Origin of the sequence: Sabulibacter ruber (assembly GCF_017355955.1) — a bacterium.
Lineage (GTDB): Bacteria > Bacteroidota > Bacteroidia > Cytophagales > Hymenobacteraceae > Nibribacter > Nibribacter ruber_A.
This window is the reverse complement of sequence record NZ_JAFFID010000002.1, coordinates 604,316-629,845: the sequence shown is the minus strand read 5'-3', so window position 1 is coordinate 629,845 and position 25,530 is coordinate 604,316. Positions and strand designations below refer to the sequence as shown.

The window sequence follows — 25,530 nt, the reverse complement described above, 5'->3', positions numbered from 1 at the left end:
AGTTTTCTTCTGCTGCGCCTCTGCAGAATTCAACCCAATCAAGAAAAAGAATAAGAAAACTGAAAGTAGCCCCGCCCTATTTACGTTCATAGTTCGAAGGTACAGAAAAAGGGAAATCCAGGGAAGTCTCAGACGTGGAAACCTGTCTGTGCTTCACCGCTACTACGTTGGTTTTGGCGGCGTTCCCCTCGGGCTGCTGAATAGAAAGCAACAAGGCCATGGCAAACGGTTTGCCGTTCACGTCCTCAAACTCCTGGTAATCTACACTCATGTAGTCTTTGGTCTGCAGGTTACGCACCTCGGCCCGTTTCAATTTGTAGCGGGTGGTATCTACGTACTGGTCTATCTGCAGATTGGAGCGCAGGGTACGCAAGTGCTGCATAGGACCATCTTGCTCCAGTTTCTCCCGTTTAGGGTCACCGGGCACAAAGTTCCCGATGATGATTTCCTGCAACGTTTTGAAATCCACGTCTACGTTGAACCGCTGCCGGAGCATGTCATAAGAACCTACCAGGTACTCATCTTTCAGGCGGTTTACTACATACACAGAGTCTGGCGTTACCTTCAGGCGGGCCGCCTCAAAGCCCAACGCCTGCACTGAAGCCCAGATTACTTCGTCTTTCTTCATGCGCAGGGTAAGGTTGGCACTGAGCTTACTGTTCTCACTCTGTACCTTGCCTTTGGCGGTGAAGTAGGTGTAATCTGTATTCACTACGCTTACCTTGTTCAGGGTCTCTGGTGCCGTGGAGGTGGAAGCGCCCGGAGTAGCTTTCTTCTGACAGCCGGCAAGTACCAGTAAACTCAACCCAAAGGCGTAGATGTATTTGATGCTATTCATATAGTTTCTTGTCTTTGATCTTCTTGCTGATGCCCTCAGAGGCGCCCCCCACCTGGTTGGCGCGCACCCACTGCTTCAATGCTAAATCCCGCTGCCCCAGCTGGTAAAGCACATCGCCGTAGTGTTCAATGATTGTGGCATCTGAAGAGACAGCTACGGCTTTTTCCAGCAAGCGTTTCGCCTCCTGGTATTCTTTCAGTTTGTACAGCACCCAGGCGTATGTGTCAAGATACGTGGGATTATCTGGGTGCTGCGCAACCAATGTACCAGCCATGGCTTTCGCTTTAAATAGATTTTGCCCTCTGATAGACAAGAAATAGCTGTAATTGTTGAGTGCATGCGGGTTGTTAGGGTCCAGCGCCAGCACGGCTTCATAAGCCTGGTCTGACAGAGCAAATTGCTCCATGGAGTGGTAGGCGTCTCCTAACTGCAGGTTGAACTGTAATTGCAGATCTGGGTTGGTGGCAGACAAACGCCGGCCGTATTCCAAAGACTTAACCGCCTTAGGATAATTCTTGTTGATGAGGTGCGCCGTTCCGTTGTAGAACCAGAACATAGGCTGGTTAGGGAAGAACTCCAGCGCCCGCTCAGAGTGTGCAATCAGAGAATCGTTCTGGTTCATTTCGCCGTCCAGCACCACAATCTGCTGCCAGATTTTGTAATGGCCGGGGTCAAGGGCTACTGCTTTCAGGTAACTATCGCGGGCGGGCAGTTTGCGCTCTGCGTTCACGTAAATGTCACCGGCTACGGCAAAGGCTTTGGCTTCCCTGGGGTGCGCCCTAGTGGTGAGTTCCGCCAGTTTAATGGCTTGAGCCGCCACCTTCTCGTTTGGTAAACGACGGATGTAGTCTACCAGAATTTTCACCTTGGAATCTATGTCCAGCGAAGGATTCCCGAAGGCTAACTCCAGTTGGGCATCGGCCTCGGCGGTTTTGCCTTGCTGCTGCAGCAAGTCTGCCAGCATCAGGCGGCCGTAGGCATTATCTGGGGCTACTTTCAAAGCCTGCTCGGCTACTTTGATGGCATCGGCAATTTTCTTGTTAGCGGCTAATATTTCTGCCTGCGCCAACAGGTAACGGGCTTCTTCGGGGTTGGAGGCAATCAGGTTCTCCCCTTCTTTCAGAGCCTGCTCCAGCTTGTTCTGCTTTAGATAAATCTGCTGCTTTTTAAACGAGATTTCCTCAATTAAGCCGTATTTCTCTTCAATCTGGCTTAAAGTGCGCAGGGCATCGTCTAACCTGTTTTTGGCCAGATAGAGGTCTGTCAAGTTGAAAAGGTACTGCTCTGTATGCGGCAGTTCCTGGGTAAGCCGGGCGTAGACTTTGATGGCGTCATCATACTGCTGCTGATTGGTGTATATCTGGGCCAGCAGCAGATGGTAATAAGGGTTGGAGGGATCTAACTCCAGAGCGGCTTTAGAGAAGGGCAAGGCGCCCCGTACATTGCCCAGCAGCAGGCTGGTTTCGGCCAGTTTGTAGTTGACCGCGGCATTAGCCGGGCTAATGGCATAAGCCCGCTGAAAACGGTCTAATGCTTTGTTGTATTCTTCCAGCACGAAAAACTTCATGCCTTCCAGAAAATAGGACTCACTAAGCTGCTGCTCCTGCGGGCTAAGCGTGAGAGAAGGCATACCGGTTGACTCGGCTAAATTCTGCTTCTCTTTTTTGCGCTCAGACTGGGCAAAGCTTTGCTCACTCGCCACCACCATCCCGCACAAAGCGGCCACTATCGTGAGTCCTCTTTTCAGCATAAAAATAAAATTTCCTGACTAGCCACGCAGGACGTTGTAGTCACCTAAGCTCAGGTCAGATGGAACGCCCTCATATACAACGAAGTTCCCTACCATTGAGTTGGAGATCAGGGCATTATTTACTTTGCTGCTCTCCTGTACAATGCTGTTGCTGATCACCGAGCCAGATACCTGCGTGTTGTTTCCGATAGAAACGTGCGGACCTACCACTGAATTGTTCAGCACCACGTTTTCTCCCACATAAACCGGCGGAATAATCACGGAGTTGGTTAACTGGGCCGAGCTGGCTACCAAACCTTCTTCGTCTTTGATGTACTCCAGGTAACGCTGGTTGGTGTACACGGTAGAATCTTTGTTTCCGCAGTCAAGCCACTCAGAGATCTGGCCCGGGATGAACACAGAACCTTTGCTCTTCATGTTCTCCAGCGCGTTGGTGATCTGGTACTCGCCTTTGTCTTTGATGTCGTTATCCAGCAGATACTGCAGCTCATCACGCAGGTACTCGCCGTCTTTGAAGTAGTAGATACCAATGATAGCCAGGTCAGACACAAACTCCTGTGGTTTTTCCACAAATTCAGTGATGTGGCCTTGCTCGTTCAGCTTCACCACCCCAAACGGACGCGGGTCTTCTACTTTCTGTACCCAGATGGTTCCCTCGGCAGAAGTATCCAGTTTGAAATCGGCTTTGAACAGGGTATCAGCAAACGCTACCACCACATTGCCTTTCAGCGCGTCTTTGGCACACAGAATGGCATGAGCCGTTCCAAGAGGCTGGTCCTGGTAGTGGATAGAGCCAACGGCACCAACAGACTCGGCAATCTTCAATAGTTTGGCCTCCACTTCTTTCCCGAAGTTACCTATGATAAAGGCTACTTCTTCAATGGGTTCCTGGCACACCTTAGCAATGTCTTCCACCAAACGCTGCACAATTGGTTTTCCTGCAATAGGTACAAGAGGCTTAGGAACAGTAAGGGTGTGAGGACGCATGCGCTTGCCCATGCCGGCCATTGGTACAATAATTCTCATAGTGTCTTTTGAATAGGTTGCTTAAGTATGGCCTACCTACGGTTTTTCGCCAATTAAGATATAGGCGTTTCCCGCTTTAAGCCTATTTTTTCGAAAATAGAGTAAAAACTGAAGATATAAAATTTAATTTTTACCGGTACTGCCGTATCCGCCCGCTCCCCGGTGGGTCTCTGACAGTTCCTCCACGGCTTCCCAAGCCACGCGCTCATATCTGGCTACCACCATCTGGGCGATGCGTTCGCCGTCTTCGACCACAAAATCGGTGTCTGAGAGGTTTACCAGCAGAACCTTTATCTCGCCACGGTAATCGGCATCAATGGTGCCGGGGCTGTTGACAATGGAAATGCCGTGCTTGAAGGCAAGTCCGCTGCGGGGCCTGATTTGGGCCTCGTGGCCTTCGGGCAATTCAATGCTCAAACCCGTAGGGATAAGCGTACGCTGCAGGGGTTTCAGGGTAACCGGCGCCTCCAGATTGGCCCGCAGGTCTAACCCAGCGGAGTGTTCTGTGGCGTAAGCCGGCAGCGGATGCTTGCCCAAATTGATGACTTTAACTGGAAGGGTGGTATTCATAGGAAGCTAATATACAAAATTAACTATTTATCCGTCGCAGGCCCGGTTTCTCTACAACCCAGACCACCGCCACAAACACAAGACAGAGCGCTAGGTGGTAGGCTTGCCGCAGCCAGAAGTTCTCCATCTCCACCACATTGGCTAGCCAGATAAGCCCGGTAGCCAGCAGAAGGTACCCAAAAATGGCCTTAATAGGATACGGCACCGGAAAATACTTCTGCCCAATGGCATAGCAAACCACCGACATAGTAAAGTAGCAAAGGAAAGCCGCAATAGCACTACCCATGTAGCCCAGCACCGGAATAAGGACAAAGTTTGCCACTACCGTCACGATAGCGCCGAAGATGGTGATGTACGTACCGTATTGGGTCTTATCGGTGAGTTTGAACCAAACGGTAAGGTTGTAATAAACGCCATTGAAAAGATAGGCCAGCAGAAGCACCGGCACAATCTCCAAACCGGTGCGGTATGGTTTTCCGATGAAATGCTGAAAAATGTCCAGATTGGCACTAATGCCTAAATAGGCCAAGGCGCAGACAATGACAAACCAGCGCATGACCACCGCAAAGGTAGCCGGGGAGTTCTTGTCTTGTGACTGCGAAAAGAAAAACGGCTCCGCCGAATACCGGAAGGCCTGAATCATGAGGCTCATCATGATAGCCAGTTTGTAATTGGCCCCAAAAACACCCAGGGCCTGTTCATTGGTCATTCCCTGATAGAACCCCTCCGGCAACCAGTCTTCCAACATCAGACGGGAGAGCATTTCATTGGTGGCACCCGCCAGTCCCATGATCAGGATAGGGAAAGCATACACCAGCATGGGGCGCATCTCGTCCAGGGAAAACTTGAACCGGAAGTCTGCAAATTGTTTCCACAGCATGGGAATGAACAACAAGTTGGCCACCATGTTCACCACAAAAATGTAGCCTACGCCCAAGTTAGGATCATAAATGGCTTCCACCAGTGGACGTAACTCCGGCAAATATTCCCCTTCGTACACATGCCGGCAGAAAAGCAGGAAGAAAAGATTACCGCCTATCACCAGAAAAATGTTGGACAGGCGGATGATGGCAAACTGGGCAGCCTTGTTCTCTAACCGCAGACGGGCAAACGGAATGGCGGTTATGGCGTCTACAGCCATAGTGATGGCCAACCAGGTAATGTACTCCTCCTTACCGGCATAGCCTAAGGACGCAGCAACAGAGGAATTGAACACCAGCAAAAGACCTGTAAACGTAAGGCTGGTGGTGATAACCAGGCTTTGTACTTTGTTGTAGAGGTCCTTTCTGTCGGCCCCTGGTTTATTCGCATACCTGAAAAAGGCCGTTTCCATGCCATAGGTATACACAATGTTCAGAAAAGCGACAATGGCGTACAGTTTGGTCACCACCGCATATTCTTCCCGGGCGAATATTCCTGTATAAAGGGGCACCAACAGGTAGTTCAGGGCCCGCCCCACAATGCTGCTCAAGCCATACGCCGCCGTTTGCCCCAGCAGTTTTTTTGCGATACTCATAGTTGGCTAATCGGGTGATTTACATCTGAGGCTGCTTTGTTAAGCAACCCGGTATTTACGTCTGCTCCCGTTTCAAGCCTGTTTTCTAGAAACCGGGCCTAAAACGGGAGCAGGTATTTTGTTAAGGATAGCGTTTAATGTGAGAGGTGGTGAACCACTACTCGCCTTTGAACACAGGTTTGCGCTTCTCTAAAAACGCCGCAGTGCCTTCTTTGAAGTCATCTGACCCGCAGCAGCGGCTGAACGAATTGGCCTCAGTCTGATAACCGTTTTCCTCTTTATCATACCAGGCGTTTACGCAGTCCACGATCATGCCTACCGCCAAAGGAGCTTTGGCTACAATCTTCTGCATGATCTCCAGGCACTTCTCCATAAGTCCCTCGGGTGCGGTGACATGGTTCACCAAACCGTACTCTTTGGCCTCGGCCGCCGAGATCATATCGCCTGTCATCATGAGTTCCATGGCGCGGCCTTTGCCTACTAACTGCGTGAGGCGCTGGGTACCGCCGTACCCGGGTATAATGCCCAGGTTCACCTCCGGCTGCCCGAAACGCGCGTTCTCACTGGCGACTCTGATGTGGCAAGCCATGGCCAACTCACACCCTCCGCCTAAGGCAAATCCGTTTACCGCGGCAATCACGGGTTTGGGGCTTTCTTCAATCATAGAAAACACGTCCTGTCCCCGCTCCGCAAAGCGTCTGCCGTTCACCTCGTTCAGCTCAGCAATCTCCGCTATGTCTGCCCCAGCCACAAACGCCTTCTCGCCGCTTCCCGTCAAAATCACTCCGCGCACTTCCGGATCATCATACACCTCCTGCATGGCGGTATTTAGTTCCTTCACTGTCTCAATGTTAAGGGCATTCATCTTGTTAGGTCTGTTCACCGTAATCACCATGATGCCGCCCTTGTTCTCCAGCAGAAGGTTGTTGTATTGGGTCATGTTCTATTTTCTAGAGGTCAGTTTTTTTAGAAATAAGAGGGGCAAATATAAAGAAATACCCACAGATTATTCTCTCTTGGGCTCACCCCAGAAAAATACTCTCAAATGGCATATTATTTGCCCGTAAGCTTAGGAAAGTATAATATTTTTACTCAATTTAAGTTCGGATAAAAGGAACAGTTAAGCTGTATCCCACGTTACAGTTCAAATTCCAATTTCTCTTCCCTGTTCATGATGGTCAATTTCTTCAGATATGTTGTATTTGCCATGTCTGTGCTAGTGCTAGGCGCTAGCACGCCCGCTGAGGCCATGGCTCAGAAGCCCCGCAAACAGAAGCGCGAAGCTAGCCGCCGCGGACCGGATGGTATAAAGAAAGGCCAGTCGGCAAGTGCTAACGTAGACCGGAAAATGCTCCTTGATCGGCAGAAAGCCATTGCAGAAGCTAAAACCAGTGGTGGTTTTTACAGCGGACCGCGCTACTCCATGCCCGATAACAAATATGAAAACGGAAGAGGTGGTTTTTCTTTGGGAAGCTACAAGAACAAGGTTAAATCACCCAAGGTAAAGCAGCGCAAATCAAAACGCCTGATTGACAAGGACAACCCAGACGGCAAACTCTACCAGCAAAGCCTGAAAAAGCGTAACCGTAAGTTCTTGTTTTTCTAACAAGCCTCTTAGAACATAAAAGCAAAGGCCTTTCCATGTAGATGGAAGGGCCTTTGCTTTTATGTGGCTTTGTTGGGTTCAAGAGACGGCACTGCCTCTCCCGTTTCTGCCTCTCTTTCAAAGAAAGAGCCCGAAAACACCTTCTTTGGGAAATATGGCAAAAAAACAAAAGCCCCACCTTTTCAGATGGGGCCTTCTTTTACAAGCTATTTTATACTATTTCTTTCGCAGATTACAGCGTCCGTTTTACTTCACGCTCTTCATACGCTTCAATTACGTCACCTACGTTCAGATCGTTGAAGTTTTTGATGCTGATACCGCACTCGTAACCTTGGCGAACCTCTGAAGCATCGTCTTTGAAGCGTTTCAGGGCCAGGATTTCGCCGGAGTGTACCACGATACCATCGCGCACCACCCGGATTTTCGAGTTCCGTGTGATGGTACCATCGGTGACCATACAGCCGGCAATAGTACCCACTTTGGAAATCTTGAACACCTCGCGTACTTCTACGTTGGCTACTACCACTTCCTGTACGGTTGGCGCCAACATACCTTCCATGGCGTCTTTCACCTCGTTGATGGCGTTGTAGATGATAGAGTACAGACGGATGTCGATCTGCTCGTTCTCTGCCAGTCTGCGGGCGTTGGCCGACGGACGAACCTGGAAACCGATGATGATCGCATCTGAGGCAGAAGCCAACAGAACGTCTGACTCGGAGATCTGCCCCACACCTTTGGACAGGATATTCACCTGTACCTCTTCGGTGGACAGTTTCAATAAAGAGTCAGAAAGCGCTTCCACGGAACCATCCACGTCACCGCGTACAATCACGTTCAGCTCCTTGAAGGTACCGATAGCCAGACGGCGACCGATCTCATCCAGGGTGATGTGCTTCTTGGTACGCATGCTCTGCTCACGCTGCAACTGCTGACGGCTGCCGGCAATCTCACGGGCTTCGCGCTCCGTCTCCATTACCACGAATTTATCACCCGCCTGCGGCGCTCCGTCCAGACCCAACACCTGGATTGGTGTAGACGGCCCGGCTTTCTTGTGGCGTTTGCCCAACACATCGGTCATGGCTTTCACACGACCATAGTGCGAACCGGCTACCATTACGTCCCCAACTTCCAGGGTACCGTTCTGTACCAGCACGGTAGCTACGTAACCACGGCCTTTGTCCAAGGCAGCTTCAATTACAGTACCTACTGCTCTGCGGTCTGGGTTCGCTCTCAGTTCCAGTAATTCGGCTTCCAGCAATACTTTTTCAAGTAGTTCGTCAATGCCTTGACCTGTTTTAGCCGAGATTTCCTGGCTTTGGTATTTACCACCCCACTCTTCTACCAGTACGTTCAACTGGGCAAGTTCCTCACGGATCTTGTCTGGGTTAGCGGTAGGTTTATCTACTTTGTTAATGGCAATTACAATAGGTGAGCCAGCGGCTTGTGCGTGGTTCAACGCCTCTTTTGTCTGAGGCATTACGCTATCGTCAGCGGCTACCACAATAATTACCACGTCGGTTACTTTGGCACCACGGGCACGCATTGCGGTAAAGGCTTCGTGACCAGGAGTATCCAGGAACGTGATGTTCTTGCCATCTCCGGTTGTAACCTGGTACGCCCCAATGTGCTGGGTAATACCCCCGGCCTCACCGGCAGTTACCTTAGAACGACGAATGTAGTCAAGCAAGGAAGTCTTACCGTGGTCAACGTGACCCATGATGGTAACGATTGGCGCACGTGGCTCCAGATCCTCCTCTGAATCTACCTCTTCTACTCCAATGTTCTCTTCTTCTTCAGCAGAAGCAAACTGAACATCATAGCCAAACTCATCGGCAATGATGGTGATGGCTTCTGCATCCAGACGTTGGTTGATAGACACGAACATACCCAGGTTCATACAGGTCTTGATCACGTCGTTCACGCTCACGTCCATCAGAGCCGCCAGGTCATTAGCTGACACGAACTCTGTCACGCGCAGAATCTTAGATTCCAGCTGCTCCTGTAATCTACGCTCATCGGCAGCCTCAGCCACGGCAGAACGCTTCTCACGGCGGTACTTGGCACGGTTACCCTGGTTTCCTTTACCGCCGCTCAAGCGGGCCAGAGTAGCCTTAATCTGATCCTGGATTTCTTTATCCGTTAATTCAGCCCGCGGAGCTGCCGGTGCCGGACGATTACCGCCACCGCCACCCGGACGCTGTCCTTGATGATGACCTCCGCCACCCGGACGCGGTCCACCATGCTGTTGGTTTCCGCCACCCGGACGATTAGCGGCCTGACCGGTTCCTAACGGACGGTTTCCACCGCCTCTTTCGCCGGCACGGTTAGGCTGCGGCTGATTGTTGTTATTAGTGTTATTGTTTCCGCCAGCACCTTGGGCACCCGTTCTAGGCACTTCAATGCGCTTGCGTTTTTTCTTATCTCCACCGCCTTGGTTTTGTCCCTGACCTTGGCCCTGACCACCGCCAGGTTGGTTTCCACGACGACGCTCATCTGAAGAAGCCACTGGTTTACCACCTTTGCCACGGCCACCGCTCACCGGTAATTCAATCTTGCCAAGTACAGTCAAGCCTTTCAGCTGATCTGCCTGTGCCTTGATAGTGCCTTGCTCAGGAGTCGGAGCTGCTGGTTCAGCAGGTTTTTCTGCCGGCGTAGCCACCATGGGAACTGGTGCTGCAGGTGCTGCCGGAGCAGGCTTAGGCGCTTCCTGTGGCTTAGGTGTTTCAGCAACCGGAGCCGGAGCCGGGGTTGGAGCTGACGAAGGAGCCGGAGTCGAAGTTGGAGCTGGCGCTTCTGCTGGTTTAGCAGGAGCAGGAGCTGGTGTTAAAGCAACTGGTGCTGAAGCCTGTGGCTGCACCGGAGCAGCTGGTCTTTCAGTCACGGCAGGAGCTTCAGGGGCTTTCGCTTGCACCGGAGCTTGGGCAACCGGAGCTGGCGCTGGTGCAGAAGCTGGTACTGCCGCCGGAGCTGGTGTTGTTACAACTGGTGCAGGTATTGGCGCAGGCGCCGGTGTTTCTGCCGGTTTAGCAGGTGCCGGAGCTGGTGCCTGAGCAGCTGGTGCTACTGGTGCTTGCGCAGCAGGAGCCGGCGCTGCCTTAGGAATTGGACGGCCTTTGGCATCCAGGTCAATTTTGCCCAGGATTTTGATACCCGGCAAAGAGCTTCCACCTGCGGGCTTTTGGGTTGCTTCCGCCGCCACAGGAGCAGGAGTTGGCGTAGCTGTACGCTGCGGCTCTCCCTGTGATCTCACCTGGTTTGAGCGGATAAATATCTCTTGTTCCGGCTCAGGCTGCTTCTTAGGCTCTGGACGCTCAGGCTCCGCATGCGGCTTTTTCCCGATGTTCAGTTCCGCCGCCTCAGCCTTAGCCTGCATTGAAGAGGCAAATTCTTTCGACAGCATATTGAACTGCTCCGGGGTAATTTTTGAAGTAGGTTTATTCTCGATCTCAACCCCTTTTTTACCCAGGAATTCCACTACAGTGGAAATACTGATGTTCAAGGTGGTTGCTACCTGTTTAAGCCTCATCGTTCTTTCTTCTGACATGTTCAAATATGCTGTTTTATTTTACTTTAGTAGTTACTTGTTTCTTACTCATTAAAAAGGATGGGGTGGCCTTAACGACTTCGCGTTTTTGTCCTGATTTCCGGAAAATAGGCCATAAACGGCACCCACCCTCCGGTAAGGTCAAATAACCCGGCACATAAAGCGCACCACTAGTTGTTTTCTTCTGAATCAAACTCTTGGCGGATGATCTGGAGCAAGTCTTCCACAGTCTCTTCTTCAAGCTCTGTGCGGCGCACCAAATCTTCCTTGCTGACGGCCATTACGCTGCGGGCTGTGTCCAGACCAATGCGCTTCAGTTCGTCAATAACCCAGCTTTCAATCTCATCTGAGAATTCTTCCAGGTTGATATCTTCTTCAAACTCTTCGGTTTCACGGAACACGTCAATCTCTAAACCAACTAACTTGCTGGCAAGTTTAATGTTCTGACCTCCTTTACCAATGGCCAGGGAAACCTGGTCTGGCTTCAGGAACACAGAGGCGCGGCCCGTTTCTTCGTTTATCTTGATGCTGCTGATCTTGGCAGGGCTCAGCGCCCGCTGGATGTACAGCTCCATGTTGTCTGTGTAGTTGATCACGTCAATGTTCTCGTTCTCCAGCTCACGCACGATGGTATGGATACGGGAACCTTTCATGCCCACGCAGGCACCTACCGGGTCAATACGGTCATCGTAAGACTCCACGGCTACTTTGGCGCGCTCGCCTGGCTCACGTACAATCTTCTTGATGGTGATCAGGCCATCGGCAATCTCAGGAACCTCGTTTTCAAACAGGCGCTCCAGGAATTGCGGAGAAGTACGGGAAAGAATGATTTTAGGATTACCGTTAGTGATCTCAACGCGCTGAACAACTGCTCTCACCACATCGCCTTTGCGGTAGCGGTCTTTGGGGATCTGCTCGTTTTTAGGGATAAGCAATTCGTTTTCCTCAGAGTCCAGAATCAATACCTCACGGTTCCATACCTGATACACCTCACCGGAAATGATCTCGCCTACCTGGTCTTTGTATTTCTGGTACAGCAGGTCTTTCTCCAGGTCTTTCACACGCTGAATCAGGGTCTGGCGGGCAGTTAATACGGCACGGCGACCGAAGTCCTCTAACTTGATCAGTTCAGATACTTCTTCGCCTACTTCAAAATCTGGCTCAATTTTACGGGCCTCAGAAAGGCTTATTTTATCATCATCCCAGATATCCTCTGAGTTATCGTCTACAATTTCGCGGTTACGCCAAATCTCAAGATCGCCTTTCTCTACGTTCAGGATGATGTCAAAATTTTCATCAGTAGACCATTTCTTCCGAATCATGGTGCGGAACACGTCTTCCAAGATCCGCATCATGGTAGGGCGGTCAATGTTCTTGAATTTAGCGAACTCCGCAAACGACTCGATCAATACTGAACTATCCATGTCTTTCTTATTTAAAAGAGATTACAATCTGCGCTTTCACAATATCACTGTAGGCCACGTGAACGGGCTCCAGCAACGCTTTCTTATGCTTTTGTTTTACTTCCTCGGCGAACAGGATGCCGTCTTCCAGCACGTCTCTGATCTCACCGGTTTTCTCTACGCCACCTGCAAAGGTGAGCTTCACGGTGCGTCCTAAGTTCTTTCTGTAATGCCGCTCTGAGGTAAGCGGGAAATCCACCCCCGGCGAGGACACTTCTATCACGTAAGAGATCTCCTCTCCGTAAGTATCTTCAATTCTCTTGGATACCCGGCGGCTTATCTGCGCGCACTGGTCAATGCTGATGCCTTGGTCACCGTCGGCGAGGATGGTTACTTTGGGTCGCACTGGCGTATCAGACACCTTTACGCTCACAATGAACAGGTCTGGTTCTGGCAAAGCTGCCTGCGCAAATTCCTCAATTACTTTTTCCTCTAAAGCCATTCGCAATCTGGGTAACAAATAAAAAGGGGGACTCTCGCGTCCCCTCCATTTCACTTTAATCGCACAAATTTATAAATAAATCCACTGAAACACAAGCAACAGCGTATTTAGTGCGTTTTAAGTTATTTTAAAATAAAATCTAAGGGAGAAAACTCCTGGTTTAGGAATCTTCTGACAGAAATCTTTACAGAGTTCCCGCCTATGAATTAACCAATGACATGCGGGGATAGTTCAATATATGAATATTGAATTTTAGCCTTCCACCAAAGATTGTTTGAAAACGTTTCAGGCCTGTTCTTGAGAAAACAGGCCTGAAACGAAGGACGATTTATTTAAGAAAACAACCGAAAGACCAGGAACGCCGAGGCGTACGCCAGGCCGGTCATATAGATCAACTGCAGAATTGGCCATTTCCAGCCTTTGGTCTCACGGTACACCACCGCAATAGTGCTCATACACTGCATGGCAAAGACGTAGAAAATGAGCAGCGAGAAAGCACGTGCTGGGGTGAAGAATGGTTGCCCGTTGGCGTCTTTCTCGGCCAACAGTTTTTCTTTTACGGTGGAAATATTCTCAGAATCGCCTACGCTGTAGATGGTGGAGATGGTCCCCACAAACACCTCACGGGCGGCAAAAGAGGTCAACAACGCAATGCCCACTTTCCAGTCATAGCCCAGCGGACGGATGGCCGGCTCAATGAATTTCCCGAACTGCCCGGCGTAAGAGGCTTCCAGTTTCTGACCGGCTATGTGGGCCTCGCTATCGGCTTCGTTCAGTTGCAGGGCAGCAATCTCTGACGTGGCGCGTTCCTCGGCTTGCTGCACCGCCTCGCCCGGACCGTACGAAGAAAGCACCCACAGAATAACCGAGATAGCCAGAATCACCTTACCTGCCTGGAACACAAACGCTTTCACCTTCTCCACAATGGTGAGGCCCACGTTCTTCCAGCGCGGCATCTTGTAGGTGGGGAATTCCATAATGAAGTAGCTGCGCTCCTTGGTTTTGAGCACCCACTTGAGCAACGCCGCCGACACGATGGCCGCCACAAACCCGATGAGGTACAAGCCCATGAGCACCAGCCCCTGCAAGCTCAGAAAGCCCAATAAATATCTCTCCGGCACCACCAGCGCGATCATGACCGTGTAGATAGGCAGACGCGCCGAGCAGCTCATGAGCGGCGTCACGAAGATGGTGATCATGCGATCTTTCCAGTTGTCAATGGTGCGGGTAGCCATGATGGCCGGAACGGCACACGCTACGCCTGAGATCAACGGCACCACGCTTTTCCCGTTCAACCCGAACTTGCGCATAATTTTATCCATCAGGAACGTGACACGGGCCATGTAGCCAGTCTCCTCCAGAATGGCGATAAACGCAAACAAAATGGCAATCTGGGGCACAAACATGAGCACACCGCCCAAACCGGCCAGAATGCCTTCGGTGAGCAGATCTACCAGCGGTCCCTCGGCCTGGGAATGAATCCAGTTGTTGAGCGAGGCAATACCCAGGTCAATCATGTCCATGGGGTAGCTGGCCCACGCGAAAATAGCCTGAAAGATAACGAACAGTACCCCGAAGAAAATCAGGTACCCGAAGATCTTATGCGTGAGAATCTGGTCAATCTTGTTGCTGACCTGCTCGTTGTTCTCGGCGCGGGTCACGCGCATGGTGTCCAGCAGCAACTCATTGATGCGGGCGTACCGGTCAATGGTCTCGCTGGCTTGCAGTGCGTTGGAATGGAAATTGTATTTCTTGACCAGCTCGCCAATGTATTCCTTGTCGTCTTCAGACAGGAAAGAGAGCTTCTGGTATTGATGGGCGTAGTGCCAGGCCAGGTAATCGTTGCTCAGTTCAAAGTAGTACCGGATCTGGCGCACCATGGCCAGCAATTCATCTGCCACCTGGAAGAAGGAGCTTTTGGGCTTCTCCAGTTCCTGCGAAAGCACAATCTTAAGCGCCGCCAAGCCACTGCCGGTACGGGCATTCACCGGAATCACCGGCACGCCCAATTGCTTTTGCAGCTCGGCTACGTCAATCTTCACGCCGTGCTTCTCGGCCACGTCCAGCATGTTCAGGGCCAATACCGCCGGAATCTTGAGATCAGCGAGTTGGGTAAACAGCAGAAGATTGCGCTTTAAGTTAGAGGCATCGGCGGTGATGATGAGCACGTCTGGGTAAGACGCCGACTTTTTATCATGGAGCAGGTCAATGATGACCTTTTCGTCTAGTGATTTGGGATAAAGGCTGTAAGTACCGGGCAGGTCAATAACCTGCGCCTTTAAGTTAGGAGTGAGTTGGCTGATACCGGTTTTCTTGTCGACGGTGACGCCCGGGAAGTTCCCTACCTTTTGGTTCAGTCCGGTTAAATGGTTGAACAACGATGATTTCCCCGAGTTTGGGTTCCCGATAAGAGCCACTTTGGCCACCTTGCGGGAGGAAGAAACGGAGGAGGTATGAGGAACGGAGGCGGGGGCCGGCGCAAGAACTTCAAACATAGACTAAGCCTTTAACTTGATGGTAGCAGCTTCGTCTAAACGCAAAGAAAGGGTGTAATCGTTCACAATAATAGTAATGGGGTCGCCAAGCGGGGCACGGCTGTTGAGTTTCACCTCTTCACCGGGAATACAGCCCATCTCCAGCAGTTTCAAAGACATTTCGGGGTCAGTTAAACAACAAATAATGCCCTTCTCCCCTATCTTCAAATCCCGCACACTTTTTTGTTCCTGTTGCACCTGTCTTTGCTTTATTTAGACTTGTTATAAACAGTCGCAAGGTACAAGGTGTTCCGTTTGATTCCAAAAAGATCAGGATGTTTTGCCTCTTCAAGGGGGAACCTGCACGTTTTTTGTTGTAAAACCAGCGTTTTTTGGGTATATTTCGTAAAATCAATAAAAAATATGTCACTATTCACTTCAAACAACCCTACCCTCAAAGAGGAGGCCTTTACCCAGGCGGCGCTGCCGCAGACCTTAGCAGACGCCAAGCCGATGACCCTGAACGGCACCATTGGCAAGACTGCTTTGCTAGTGGGCATTGTAGTGGTTTTCGCGGTGTTTGCGTGGGATCTGTTTAGCCTTATGGGCGTTCCCCTGCCTTTTCTGATTTCTATTCCGTTGGTGGGCGTGGCCCTGGCGTTCCTGATCACGTTCAAGAAACACCTGGCACCGTACGTGGCACCTATTTACTGTGCGCTGCAAGGACTGTTCCTGGGCGGAGTTTCCGGTATTCTGGAAATGAAGTTCCCGGGCATCGCAAACCAGGCCATGCTGCTAACCTTTACCGTGTTCGGGGGCATGTTGCTGTTGTACAGCACCCGCGTGATCAGGGCCACAGATCGGTTCAAGTCCATCATCATTACCGCTACCTTCGGGATTTTCTGCTACTACATGGCGGCGTTTGTGCTGCAGTTCTTCGGCGTAGAAATGGCGTTGATCCATAGCAGCGGCACGGCGGGCATCATCTTCAGCGTGTTTGTGGTGATTTTAGCCGCCATGAACCTGATTCTGGACTTTGATACCATTGAGCAGGGTGTGGCCCACGGCGCTCCTAAAACCATGGAGTGGTACGCTGCCTTCGGTCTGGTTGTCACGCTGATTTGGCTGTACGTGGAGATCCTGCGTCTGCTTTCTAAACTGTACAGCCGCGACTAACCGGCAACAGCAGGGGTTGGCATCCGTAAAGATTATAAATCAACCATTTACGATCATGCCAAAGACCAAGAAAGACCAGAAAAAAGAAGATCCGTGCTGGAAAGGCTATGAACAAGCCGGCATGAAGGACAAAGACGGCAAGAAAGTGCCTAACTGCATCAAGAAAGACTAATCAATATGATTGACATAGAAAAGCCCCGGCACTTGCCGGGGCTTTTTTCATGCTGTTTTTAAGCCAGTTTTAGGAAAATACCTTCAAAACGTAAAATGGTTTATCTATTCACTCATTCTCTCAATCACAAACTCACTCATTGAAGAATACCCGCTTCACCCGCGTGCTCACGTTGGTAAGCAGTTCATACGGTATGGTCCCGATGCGGGAAGCCAGTTCTGTGAGCGGAAGTTCCTGCCCGAAGATAAGCACCTCGTCGCCGGCCCGCACGTCTAGCCCCGTCACGTCTACCATGCACATGTCCATGCACACGTTCCCGATGATGGGCGCGCGTTGGCCGTTGATGAGCACCTCGCCGGCTCCGTTCCCGAAACGGCGGTCATACCCATCGGCGTAGCCAATGGCAATGGTAGCGGTCTGCTTATCAGAAGTGGCTACGCCCCGCCTACTGTAGCCCACGGTTTCGCCCGCTTTTATGGATTTCACCTGAGAAACGGTGGTTTTCAGCTGTCCCACGGTTTGCAGGGCGCTTTGCTCCGAGCCAGAGGATTCCACGCCGTACAAGCCAATGCCCAGCCGCACCATGTCAAAGGCCTGCTCCTGCCCAAACCGGATGATGCCCGCCGAGTTGAGGATGTGTTTGACAACCGTATAACCCAGTTCCTGCTCCACCCGCGCCGACATGCTTTTGAACCTGGCAATCTGCTCCTGTGTGAAATCATTGTACAGGGCTTCATCGGCCCCTGCCAGGTGACTGAACACGCTTTCTACCCGCACGTGCGGCACTTGCGTGAGCACTGCCAGGGCTTCTTCCAGCTCAACGGCATCAAACCCGAGGCGGTGCATGCCGGTATCCAGCTTGAGGTGAATGCGCGGCGTTTCGGGGCTATCTTCCGGGAAATAGTCTAAAAACCGGTGCAGCAGATCTGGCGAGTAAATCTCGGGTTCCAGGGAGTACTGCTGCATTTTCAGGAAGCTGTCGGGGCTGGGGTTCATGACCATGATGGGCAGCGTGATGCCGTTCTCGCGCAGGGCTACGCCTTCATCGGTGTACGCCACGGCCAGGTAATCCACGCGGTGGAACTGAAGCAGGTTAGCGATCTCGTAAGATCCGGCTCCGTAAGCGAAGGCTTTCACCATGACCATGATCTTGGTGTGGGCGGGCACTTTGCTGCGGTAGTAATTAAGGTTATGCACCAGGGCATCCAGGTTCACCTCCAGCACCGTGCCGTGTACCTGCTGCTGCAAAGCGGTCACAATCTTCTCAAACTGGAACACGCGCGCTCCTTTCACCAGAATGGTTTCCTGCCGGAACCGCTCAGGATGGAGCTGGCCCAGGAAAGAATCAGTGCCCAGGTAAAACTCGCTGCCCGCGGGGAAAAGGTCCTGATGGCGGGTGATGATGTCCCCGATGCCGATGATGCGGTCCACGCCCCTTGACTTGATTTCCTGCGCCACCTGTTGGTACAAGGCATTTTCCTCTACCCCGGCTTCCAGCAGATCAGAAACAATCAACGTCTTGCGGCCCCGGCGGGCCTGCTGGCCCAGCACATCCAGGGCGATGCGCAGACCGGCCAGGTCATTATTATAGGTATCGTCTATGACGTAGCAGCCGTTGATGGCTTCTTTGCGCTCCAGACGCATGGCTACGGGGTGGAGGCGCTCAAACCGGGAAGGCAGTTCTTCGGGCTTCACGCTCACGTACAGCAACGTTGCCAAACAATGAAGAGCGTTTTCCAGCGAGGCCTCATCGGCGAAAGGCAGCATCAGGTCCTGGCCTTTTCCATCGTACCGAAACCGGATCTTGGTTTTGCCGTGGTGCATTTCCAGCACCTTGATCTTTACCTGCGCCGCTGCGTGGTCATGGGTGCTCCAGGCGAAAGTGGGCAGACCAGCTTTACTGATGGCCTCGTGGACCTCGGATTGGTCAGCGCAGTAGATCAGTTCTTCCACGTGGTCAAACAGCTTCAGTTTTTCTTCCAGTTTCTGGGCGTGATCTGTGAAGCCTTCATCGTGCGCTGAACCCAAGTTGGTGAACACGCCGATGGTGGGCTGCAACACGCTGGCCAGGTGCTCCATCTCGCCGGGCTGGGAAATGCCCGCCTCAAACACGCCAATGGTATGACTCTCGTTGATCTGCCACACAGAGAGCGGCACGCCAATCTGGGAATTATAGCTCCTTGGGCTTTTCACCACCCGCTCTGATACGCTCAGCAACTGCGACAGCCACTCTTTCACAATGGTCTTGCCGTTGCTGCCGGTGATCCCGATAACCGGGATGTTGAATTTGCGTCTATGATAGGCGGCCAGCCGCTGCATAGCCTGCACGCTGCTGCTCACCAGCAGGAAATTCCCCTCGGGGTAGGAAGACAGGTCCATCAGGCCCGAGGCATCTTCCACTATGAACTGCCGCACGCCGGCCTGGTAGAGTTCCGGCAGGTATTGGTGCCCGTCATGGAATTCGCCTCTGATTGCAAAAAACACCGAAGAAACGGCATTGGCAATTTTACGGCTATCGGTGAGCAGGTGCTGTCCGGGGTACGTTCCTTTGCACTGAACCAACATACCTCCCGTAACCTGCGCAATTTCTTTGAAAGTAAACATGATTTAATTTGACTGGTAGTCAAATATACAACAGATCACATACTCCCGCACCCTGTATTTTCGGCAAAGCCCTTTGGTTGCAGGAAGGCATTTTCGGGCTATTTCTGGAAAAACGGGGCAGAAATGGAGCCTGTAAGTTCATTTAAGCCTATTCTTAAACAGAACAGCTGCGTTTTTGGGCAGAAACTCCTCTGTATTAGGCCATGCGGCCCGTAACGTCTACCTTTGCCCTCTTAAAAATTTTTCTGAAGTGAAATTCAACAAGTACCACGGCGCAGCCATCAGTGCCTTTGTCATATGGGGCTTTATCCCCTTCCCGCTCAAAGCCTTAACCGCTTTCCCCAGCAGCCAGATTCTGTATTTTAGGATATTGGTATCGGTGGTGACGTTGCTGCTGATTTCCGGCACCACCCGGCGGGAGAAATGGCGGCAGACCATCCAATTATTTAAAGAGCATGGCCCCATTGAAAAGCGCCGGTTCATCTTGTACACGTTGCTGGGTGGTGCGCTGCTCACCATCAACTGGTTGGCGTTCATTTACGTGGTAAACCATGTAGACATCCAGACCGGCTCTTTCTCTTATCTGCTGTGCCCCATCTTAACCGCAGCCCTGGGCTTTCTGATTTTGCACGAACACCTGCGGCTGAACCAATGGCTATCGGTGGGGTTGAGTTTGATGAGCTGCCTTCTGGTAGGTACTGATTCTATTTACAACCTGCTGTTCAGCCTGCTGATTGCCGCCTCTTACGCGTTCTACCTCATCACGCAGCGCCTGCTGAAAGAGTATGACAAAATAGTGCTGCTCACCTTGCAATTATTGCTGGCTTTTACGTTTATTGGCCCCAGTTACCCATGGTTTGTAGGAGAAGCCGCGCAGCCTATCACTGGGCACTTCATTGGCCAGATTGTGTTGCTGAGCTGGCTTTTCACGGTGATTCCCCTGTTTCTGAACCTCTTTGCGCTAAAAGAGCTGAAATCTGCCACCGTAGGGGTGCTCATGTACCTCAACCCTATCATCAACTTTACCATGGCTTTCCTGTATTTTGGGGAAGTAGCAAGCGAGCAGAAAATACTGGCGTACTTCGTCATCTTCGCCTCAGTGGTTTTATATAATCTGCCCATCGGCAAGAAGAAGGAAGCTACAGCCTCAGCATAACCCACCAGACACCAACTACTTTCCTATACCATGAAAGCATCTCTGTATCGTAGTCTGCTCTATTGTTCTTTAGCGACTTTGCCTCTCTCCTGCTCCCAGCATACCACGCCGGCCTCTCAAACCGCTTCCACCGCCGAAGCATCGTCCCGAGCCATCAAAGTAGAAGTTAGAAAAGAGAACGGACACTACCGTTTATACAGAGGCGGACAGCCTTACTTTATCAAAGGGGCGGGCGGCAGCCGTTACCTGGATCAACTGGCGGCTTACGGCGGCAATTCCATCCGGACCTGGAGCACCCATAATGCCCAACAAGTTTTGGACGAGGCTCACAAACGAGGCTTGACCGTAACCATGGGCTTAGACGTGGCCCGGGAGCGGCACGGTTTTGACTACAATAACCCCGAGGCCGTTGCCCAACAACTGGCTAAACTGCGCGAAGAAGTGCTGAAATACAAAGACCATCCGGCTCTGCTGGTTTGGGGCATTGGCAATGAACTGAACCTGAGTTATTCCAATCCCAAGGTGTGGGATGCTGTGAATGACATCGCCAAGATGATCCATGAGGTAGACCCCAACCACCCCACCAGCACCATGCTGGCCGGGCTCAACAAAAAGGAAGTGGACTACATCAAAGCGCAAGCCCCGGAGGTGGATTTCCTTTCTATCAATGCCTACGGCGATTTACCTTCCATTCCTAAACGCGTTCGGGATTTCGGCTGGGAAGGCGCCTACATGATCACGGAATGGGGTCCTACTGGTCACTGGGAAGGTCCGCAAACTCCCTGGAAGGCCTCGGTGGAAGAAACCAGTTCTGAGAAAGCCAAGGTATACCGTAGCCGCTACGAGGTCACCATGCAGCAAGACACTGAGCGGTGCCTGGGGTCCTATGTTTTCCTGTGGGGCCAGAAGCAGGAAAGAACCCCCACTTGGTACGGCCTTTTCACCGAGCAGGGCGAGGAATCTGAGGTAGTAGACGTCATGCAATACCTCTGGACCGGATCATGGCCCCAAAACCGCGCTCCGCACCTAAGCTACCTGCACCTGAACGGCAAAAAAGCCACTGACAACATCTACCTCAAGCCCAATCAGAACTACACCATTCAGACCCAGGTAACCGATCCGGACCAGGATGCGCTCACCTACCGCTGGGAATTGCTTCCCGAAAGCACCGACCTCAAAGAAGGTGGCGATGCCGAAAGCAGACCTGGCGCTATCTCTGGGCTGGTACAAGACCAAGGCAAGGGTCAGGCACAGCTCAAAGCCCCGGAAAAAGAAGGTGCTTACCGCTTGTTTGTCTATGCTTATGATGGCAAAAACAACGTAGCCACGGCCAATGCTCCTTTCTATGTAAAGCGATAACAGACTGGGTTTTAGCCCTGCTTTACCAAAAGCAACTCAGAAACAGAAAGACAGTTAACAAAAGAGCCCCGTGTTTTGGGTCTGTTTTCATAGAAACAGCCTCAAAACACGGGGCTCTTTTGTTATTGGGCAGAGGACCATTTGTTAAGGCCATTTCTAACAGCCTCAGAATGCCATTTTAAACCTGAAAAAAGCGGCTCACACCACTTTGTTGACCCTTTTTACCTAAAATAATGGGACATTCTTCAGATAATAATATTAGCCTTGCTGCTACCCTTAAGCTGAAAAAGCAACCAACAACTTACATGATTTACCGATATTCCTGCCACAATCTAACCTAAAACCCTATTCTCCCAGGCAAACTCCTTGATTCAGCACTGAAATTCAGGCTTTAGGAGCAAACTTCTTCCCCCGAAGCCCTGATGATGTATTGTCCCTCCTTACTCTGGCTGACTACAACAAAGAAGCAGTCATATAGAAAAAAGTATAAAACAGAAGAGATCTATTAGCTTTCAAATTTGAAAATATGTCATTTAAACACTTAAAAACGCCTCGAAATTTATCAGAAAAAAATTTTAATGGCATAATTATTCAAAATATGGCCTATTAGCTCACAGAAGGCGTTTTTCCCCAGATTGATGTATTACTGATGTATCCCTAAAACAGGCTGATGTATTGATGATGTAGTTAAAGAAGGGTTAAGATTTTATCAAATACATATATTTCGATATAGAAATCAGATCCTTTTTAACAAAACTACATTTATGAAGAATTATTTACTCCTCTTTCTGCTACTCCATTTATGTGGGGTGGCACTTGCTCAGACCTCAATTAGTGGCCGGGTTACCGGTCGGGGTGGAGAGCCGCTGCCAGGTGTAAGTGTGGTAGCAAAAGGAACTACAGCGGGTGCTACAACAGATGTGGAAGGCAGATACCAATTGCAAGCCCCTGCCACTGCCACCACCTTAGTGGTAAGCTATATTGGATATACAAACCAGGAGGTACCTATCAATGGCAGAACCACCATTAATATCACGTTGCAAGAAGATCAGCAGGCTTTAGAAGAAGTAGTGGTGGTTGGGTACGGTACCCAACAGAAAAGCCTGGTGACAGGTGCAATTTCTTCTGTGAAAGCCGAAGAAATTGCCACCGTTTCATCTAGCCGGGTAGAGCAAGCCCTGCAAGGCCGTACCGCCGGGGTAACCGTATTACCAGCCTCGGGTTCCCCGGGCAGCGGTATGCGGGTACGGGTAAGAGGTACCGGTTCAAATGCCTCATCAGAACCGCTTTACATTGTAGACGGAGTACGGGCAGGCGGCATTGAATACCTGGACCCTTCAGAGATCGCTTCTATTGAAGTGCTGAAAGATGCCGCCTCTGCGGCCATCTACGGAGCAGAAGGTGCTAACGGGGTGGTCATCATCACCACCAAAACCGGCAAAACCAATACTTCAGAATTCAGCTACGGTTTCCAGTACGGAATCCAATCGGTAGGTGACCTGATGCCTATGATGAATGCGCAGCAGTACCAGCAATACCTGGAAGCAGCCAATTCTCCCGGCAGACCCACCGCAGCAGAGGCAGCAGCAGTAGGCGAAGGCACGAACTGGTTTGAAGAGACTTTCGAATCTGCGCCACAGCAACGCCACTCGCTCAGCTTTAGCGGCGGCACAGAGAAATCAAGCTTTTTGGTGAACGGTAACTTCTTTACGCAGGAAGGTGTCATGGGCGGCGATAAAGCCAAATTTGACCGCTACACTGTACGTATCAACTCAGACCACAAAATCAAAGACTGGTTAAACATTGGGGAAAGGTTCTCTTATTCTCATTTCACCCGGAGAGCCCTTGCCGAAAACGACGAATTTGGCGGCTTGATCAGCAGTGCCCTTTCCCTGGACCCATTAACGCCTGTTATCTACAATGGCCCGCTTCCGGCACACGTGCAAAGCGCCATTACCGCAGGCCAGCCCCTGGTGCGCGATGAGAACGGCAACTACTACGGCATCTCTAACTTTATCAGAGGAGAATACGGGAACCCACTAGCCAGAATTTCCTTAGCCAGAGGCTATACCAACCAAAACAAAGTGGTAGGTAACGTCTATGCCGACATAGACATTCTGCAGGGCTTGAGATTCACCACCCGCTTTGGCATTGACGGAGCGTTCCAGCGGCAACACGGCTGGACTCCCCGGTTCTGGTTCTCCAGCGAAAGTCAAAACACCGTAGCTAATGCCTCAGACTCGCAGAACAACTGGTTTACCTGGCAGTGGGAAAACTTTGCTACTTACCAGAAAACCATCGGGAACCATGGCTTTACGTTGCTGGCAGGTACCTCTGCCGTAAAACGGATGTGGAATTACATTGGAGGCAGCTACTCAGGCCTTTTCAAAGAAAGAGAAACATTCTCCTATGCAGATACCACCCCAGATGCGCTTGACAGAATAGGCAGCAACGCCTCCACCAGCACCCTGGCTTCTTACTACGGCAGGTTGTCTTATGACTACGCCGGCAAGTACCTGTTAAATGCCACCGTAAGAAGAGACGGTTCTTCCTTATTCGCTCCAGACAAAGCCTGGGGAACCTTCCCTTCCCTGTCGTTGGGCTGGGTTGTTTCTAACGAGGATTTCTTCCCTGAAACCAGCATCAACCACTTGAAACTGCGTGCCAGCTGGGGGCAAAACGGTTCGCTTTCCAGTGTTCCGATTGGCCAATGGTTTTCCGCCGTATCTGTTATCGGCCGATACCCAGATGCTTCTGGCAACTACCTGGTGGGCGCCGCACCTACTAACTTACCAAACCCAGACCTTACCTGGGAGACAAGCGAGCAGTTAGACTTTGGTATTGACGTGGCCTTGTTCAACAATAGATTGACTTTCACGGCAGATTATTTCGATAAAAAGACCAAAGACCTTCTTACCCCAGGCGTAGCGCCAGGCTTTGTGGGAGCTGCCCTGCCCTTCGTGAATGGCGGAGATGTGCAGAACAAAGGCTGGGAGTTTGAATTAGGCTACCGCAACGATGCCGCCAAAGCGTTCCAGTATGAGATCTCAGGGAACATCACTACCATCAAAAACAAGGTGACGTACCTGGATCCGGACGTGAACGAAATCCTTGGTGCCAGCGTGGGAACGGGCTGGAATGCGACTGTTTTCAAAGAAGGACTTCCTATCTGGCATTTCAGAGGCTATAAGACAGACGGCATCTTCCAGAGCCAGGAACAAATCAGCGCTTACTTAAACTCCACTGGCATCACCGGTTACAACCCTAAACCAGGTGACCCCATTGTGGTAGACGTGAACGGCGATGAGCGTATTTCACCCGCTGACCAAACCATGATAGGCAACCCACACCCAGACGTAATATTCGGGGCCCGCGTGAACCTGGCTTACAAAGGATTTGACTTATTGGCCTTTGTGCAGGGACAACTTGGCAACGACATCCTGATGGGCTTCAGCCGTACCGACCGCCCTACTGCCAACAAACCAGCCTTCTTCTTCGAGGACCGCTGGACCGGCGAAGGAAGCACCAACAGCTGGTTTGCTCCCAATACCACCAGCGTTTACATCTACAACAGTGACCTGATGGTGTTTGACGGATCTTATGCCCGCATACGCCAGTTACAACTAGGCTATACCCTTCCTAACACTCTTACCAGCAGAATAAAGGTGAGAAACGCCAGAGTGTACGTGTCGCTTGACAACTACTTTACTTTCACAGACTATCCTGGTTTGGACCCAGAAGCAGGCAGCAACAATGTCAACAGCTTAGGTATTGACCGTGGTACCTATCCGGTTCCAAGAATAGCCATGTTTGGTTTAAACTTTAACTTTTAAG

General features: G+C 51.1%; 17 protein-coding genes. 5 read left to right on the top strand and 12 right to left on the bottom strand.

Annotated features, from left to right (window positions below; all coding sequences use genetic code 11):
- Window positions 1–76: 76 nt before the first annotated feature.
- The 6 genes from lolB1 to JT719_RS13950 all read right to left on the bottom strand — a co-directional run bounded on the left by lolB1 (window position 77) and on the right by JT719_RS13950 (window position 6,640).
- A complete protein-coding gene (gene lolB1, locus JT719_RS13975; protein WP_207433939.1) occupies window positions 77–838 on the bottom strand; it encodes a lipoprotein insertase outer membrane protein LolB1 in 762 nt (253 codons plus the stop codon).
- Window positions 831–2,588, bottom strand: coding sequence for a tetratricopeptide repeat protein (locus JT719_RS13970; RefSeq protein ID WP_242693249.1), 1,758 nt, complete (start codon window positions 2,586–2,588; stop codon window positions 831–833). Before JT719_RS13970 ends, lolB1 begins: the two co-directional genes overlap by 8 nt.
- 18 nt (window positions 2,589–2,606) lie before the next feature.
- Window positions 2,607–3,614 (bottom strand): sugar phosphate nucleotidyltransferase, encoded by a 1,008-nt coding sequence (locus JT719_RS13965; RefSeq protein WP_207433938.1) that lies wholly within the window; start codon window positions 3,612–3,614, stop codon window positions 2,607–2,609.
- A 123-nt stretch (window positions 3,615–3,737) separates the two neighbouring features.
- Complete coding sequence (gene dut / locus JT719_RS13960; protein WP_207433937.1) at window positions 3,738–4,184, bottom strand: dUTP diphosphatase; 447 nt, start codon at window positions 4,182–4,184, stop codon at window positions 3,738–3,740.
- Window positions 4,185–4,203: 19 nt separating this feature from the next.
- Entirely contained in the window at window positions 4,204–5,700 is a 1,497-nt protein-coding gene (locus JT719_RS13955; RefSeq protein ID WP_207433936.1) for a lipopolysaccharide biosynthesis protein, read from the bottom strand.
- Window positions 5,701–5,857: 157 nt separating this feature from the next.
- Complete coding sequence (locus JT719_RS13950; protein WP_207433935.1) at window positions 5,858–6,640, bottom strand: enoyl-CoA hydratase/isomerase family protein; 783 nt, start codon at window positions 6,638–6,640, stop codon at window positions 5,858–5,860.
- Between the two features lie 267 nt (window positions 6,641–6,907).
- Here JT719_RS13950 and JT719_RS13945 point away from each other — a divergent pair, with 267 nt between their 5' ends.
- Window positions 6,908–7,306 carry a hypothetical protein gene (locus tag JT719_RS13945; protein WP_207433934.1) on the top strand — a complete coding sequence of 133 codons (399 nt, stop codon included), beginning with the start codon at window positions 6,908–6,910 and terminating at the stop codon, window positions 7,304–7,306.
- A gap of 232 nt (window positions 7,307–7,538) precedes the next feature.
- On the opposite strand, the gene infB is transcribed toward JT719_RS13945, so the two are convergent.
- The 5 genes from infB to JT719_RS25630 all read right to left on the bottom strand — a co-directional run bounded on the left by infB (window position 7,539) and on the right by JT719_RS25630 (window position 15,502).
- The gene (gene infB, locus JT719_RS13940) at window positions 7,539–10,850 is read right to left on the bottom strand and encodes a translation initiation factor IF-2 (RefSeq protein WP_207433933.1); all 3,312 of its coding nucleotides are present in this window, start codon (window positions 10,848–10,850) and stop codon (window positions 7,539–7,541) included.
- A 170-nt stretch (window positions 10,851–11,020) separates the two neighbouring features.
- A complete protein-coding gene (gene nusA / locus JT719_RS13935; protein WP_207433932.1) occupies window positions 11,021–12,274 on the bottom strand; it encodes a transcription termination factor NusA in 1,254 nt (417 codons plus the stop codon).
- A gap of 7 nt (window positions 12,275–12,281) precedes the next feature.
- A complete protein-coding gene (locus JT719_RS13930; protein ID WP_207433931.1) occupies window positions 12,282–12,755 on the bottom strand; it encodes a ribosome maturation factor RimP in 474 nt (157 codons plus the stop codon).
- 332 nt (window positions 12,756–13,087) lie between these two features.
- Entirely contained in the window at window positions 13,088–15,250 is a 2,163-nt protein-coding gene (feoB, locus tag JT719_RS13925) for a ferrous iron transport protein B (RefSeq protein ID WP_207433930.1), read from the bottom strand.
- A 3-nt stretch (window positions 15,251–15,253) separates the two neighbouring features.
- Window positions 15,254–15,502: a FeoA family protein gene (locus JT719_RS25630; protein ID WP_207434314.1), complete on the bottom strand. Its 249-nt coding sequence runs from the start codon at window positions 15,500–15,502 to the stop codon at window positions 15,254–15,256.
- A 150-nt stretch (window positions 15,503–15,652) separates the two neighbouring features.
- Here JT719_RS25630 and JT719_RS13915 point away from each other — a divergent pair, with 150 nt between their 5' ends.
- Window positions 15,653–16,405, top strand: coding sequence for a Bax inhibitor-1/YccA family protein (locus tag JT719_RS13915; RefSeq protein WP_207433929.1), 753 nt, complete (start codon window positions 15,653–15,655; stop codon window positions 16,403–16,405).
- Between the two features lie 304 nt (window positions 16,406–16,709).
- On the opposite strand, the gene JT719_RS13910 is transcribed toward JT719_RS13915, so the two are convergent.
- Window positions 16,710–19,181, bottom strand: a complete 2,472-nt coding sequence (locus JT719_RS13910) for a bifunctional UDP-N-acetylmuramoyl-tripeptide:D-alanyl-D-alanine ligase/alanine racemase (protein WP_207433928.1) — start codon at window positions 19,179–19,181, stop codon at window positions 16,710–16,712.
- 250 nt (window positions 19,182–19,431) lie between these two features.
- Here JT719_RS13910 and JT719_RS13905 point away from each other — a divergent pair, with 250 nt between their 5' ends.
- The 3 genes from JT719_RS13905 (at window position 19,432) to JT719_RS13895 (ending at window position 25,529) form a co-directional block, all read left to right on the top strand.
- The gene (locus JT719_RS13905) at window positions 19,432–20,337 is read left to right on the top strand and encodes an EamA family transporter (RefSeq protein WP_207433927.1); all 906 of its coding nucleotides are present in this window, start codon (window positions 19,432–19,434) and stop codon (window positions 20,335–20,337) included.
- A gap of 30 nt (window positions 20,338–20,367) precedes the next feature.
- Window positions 20,368–21,696 (top strand): glycoside hydrolase family 2 TIM barrel-domain containing protein, encoded by a 1,329-nt coding sequence (locus JT719_RS13900; RefSeq protein WP_207433926.1) that lies wholly within the window; start codon window positions 20,368–20,370, stop codon window positions 21,694–21,696.
- A gap of 764 nt (window positions 21,697–22,460) precedes the next feature.
- On the top strand, window positions 22,461–25,529 hold the full coding sequence (locus JT719_RS13895) for a SusC/RagA family TonB-linked outer membrane protein (RefSeq protein ID WP_207433925.1): 3,069 nt from the start codon (window positions 22,461–22,463) through the stop codon (window positions 25,527–25,529).
- The last annotated feature ends 1 nt before the right edge of the window (window position 25,530 follow it).

Coding starts and splice junctions, on each gene's coding strand:
- JT719_RS13915 (WP_207433929.1), top strand. CDS start 15,653: ATGTCACTATTCACTTCAAACAACCCTACCCTCAAAGAGGAGGCCTTT.
- JT719_RS13930 (WP_207433931.1), bottom strand. CDS start 12,755: ATGGCTTTAGAGGAAAAAGTAATTGAGGAATTTGCGCAGGCAGCTTTG.
- nusA (WP_207433932.1), bottom strand. CDS start 12,274: ATGGATAGTTCAGTATTGATCGAGTCGTTTGCGGAGTTCGCTAAATTC.
- lolB1 (WP_207433939.1), bottom strand. CDS start 838: ATGAATAGCATCAAATACATCTACGCCTTTGGGTTGAGTTTACTGGTA.
- feoB (WP_207433930.1), bottom strand. CDS start 15,250: ATGTTTGAAGTTCTTGCGCCGGCCCCCGCCTCCGTTCCTCATACCTCC.
- JT719_RS13955 (WP_207433936.1), bottom strand. CDS start 5,700: ATGAGTATCGCAAAAAAACTGCTGGGGCAAACGGCGGCGTATGGCTTG.
- JT719_RS13950 (WP_207433935.1), bottom strand. CDS start 6,640: ATGACCCAATACAACAACCTTCTGCTGGAGAACAAGGGCGGCATCATG.
- dut (WP_207433937.1), bottom strand. CDS start 4,184: ATGAATACCACCCTTCCAGTTAAAGTCATCAATTTGGGCAAGCATCCG.
- infB (WP_207433933.1), bottom strand. CDS start 10,850: ATGTCAGAAGAAAGAACGATGAGGCTTAAACAGGTAGCAACCACCTTG.
- JT719_RS13970 (WP_242693249.1), bottom strand. CDS start 2,588: ATGCTGAAAAGAGGACTCACGATAGTGGCCGCTTTGTGCGGGATGGTG.
- JT719_RS13900 (WP_207433926.1), top strand. CDS start 20,368: ATGAAAGCATCTCTGTATCGTAGTCTGCTCTATTGTTCTTTAGCGACT.
- JT719_RS13965 (WP_207433938.1), bottom strand. CDS start 3,614: ATGAGAATTATTGTACCAATGGCCGGCATGGGCAAGCGCATGCGTCCT.
- JT719_RS13910 (WP_207433928.1), bottom strand. CDS start 19,181: ATGTTTACTTTCAAAGAAATTGCGCAGGTTACGGGAGGTATGTTGGTT.
- JT719_RS13895 (WP_207433925.1), top strand. CDS start 22,461: ATGAAGAATTATTTACTCCTCTTTCTGCTACTCCATTTATGTGGGGTG.
- JT719_RS13945 (WP_207433934.1), top strand. CDS start 6,908: ATGTCTGTGCTAGTGCTAGGCGCTAGCACGCCCGCTGAGGCCATGGCT.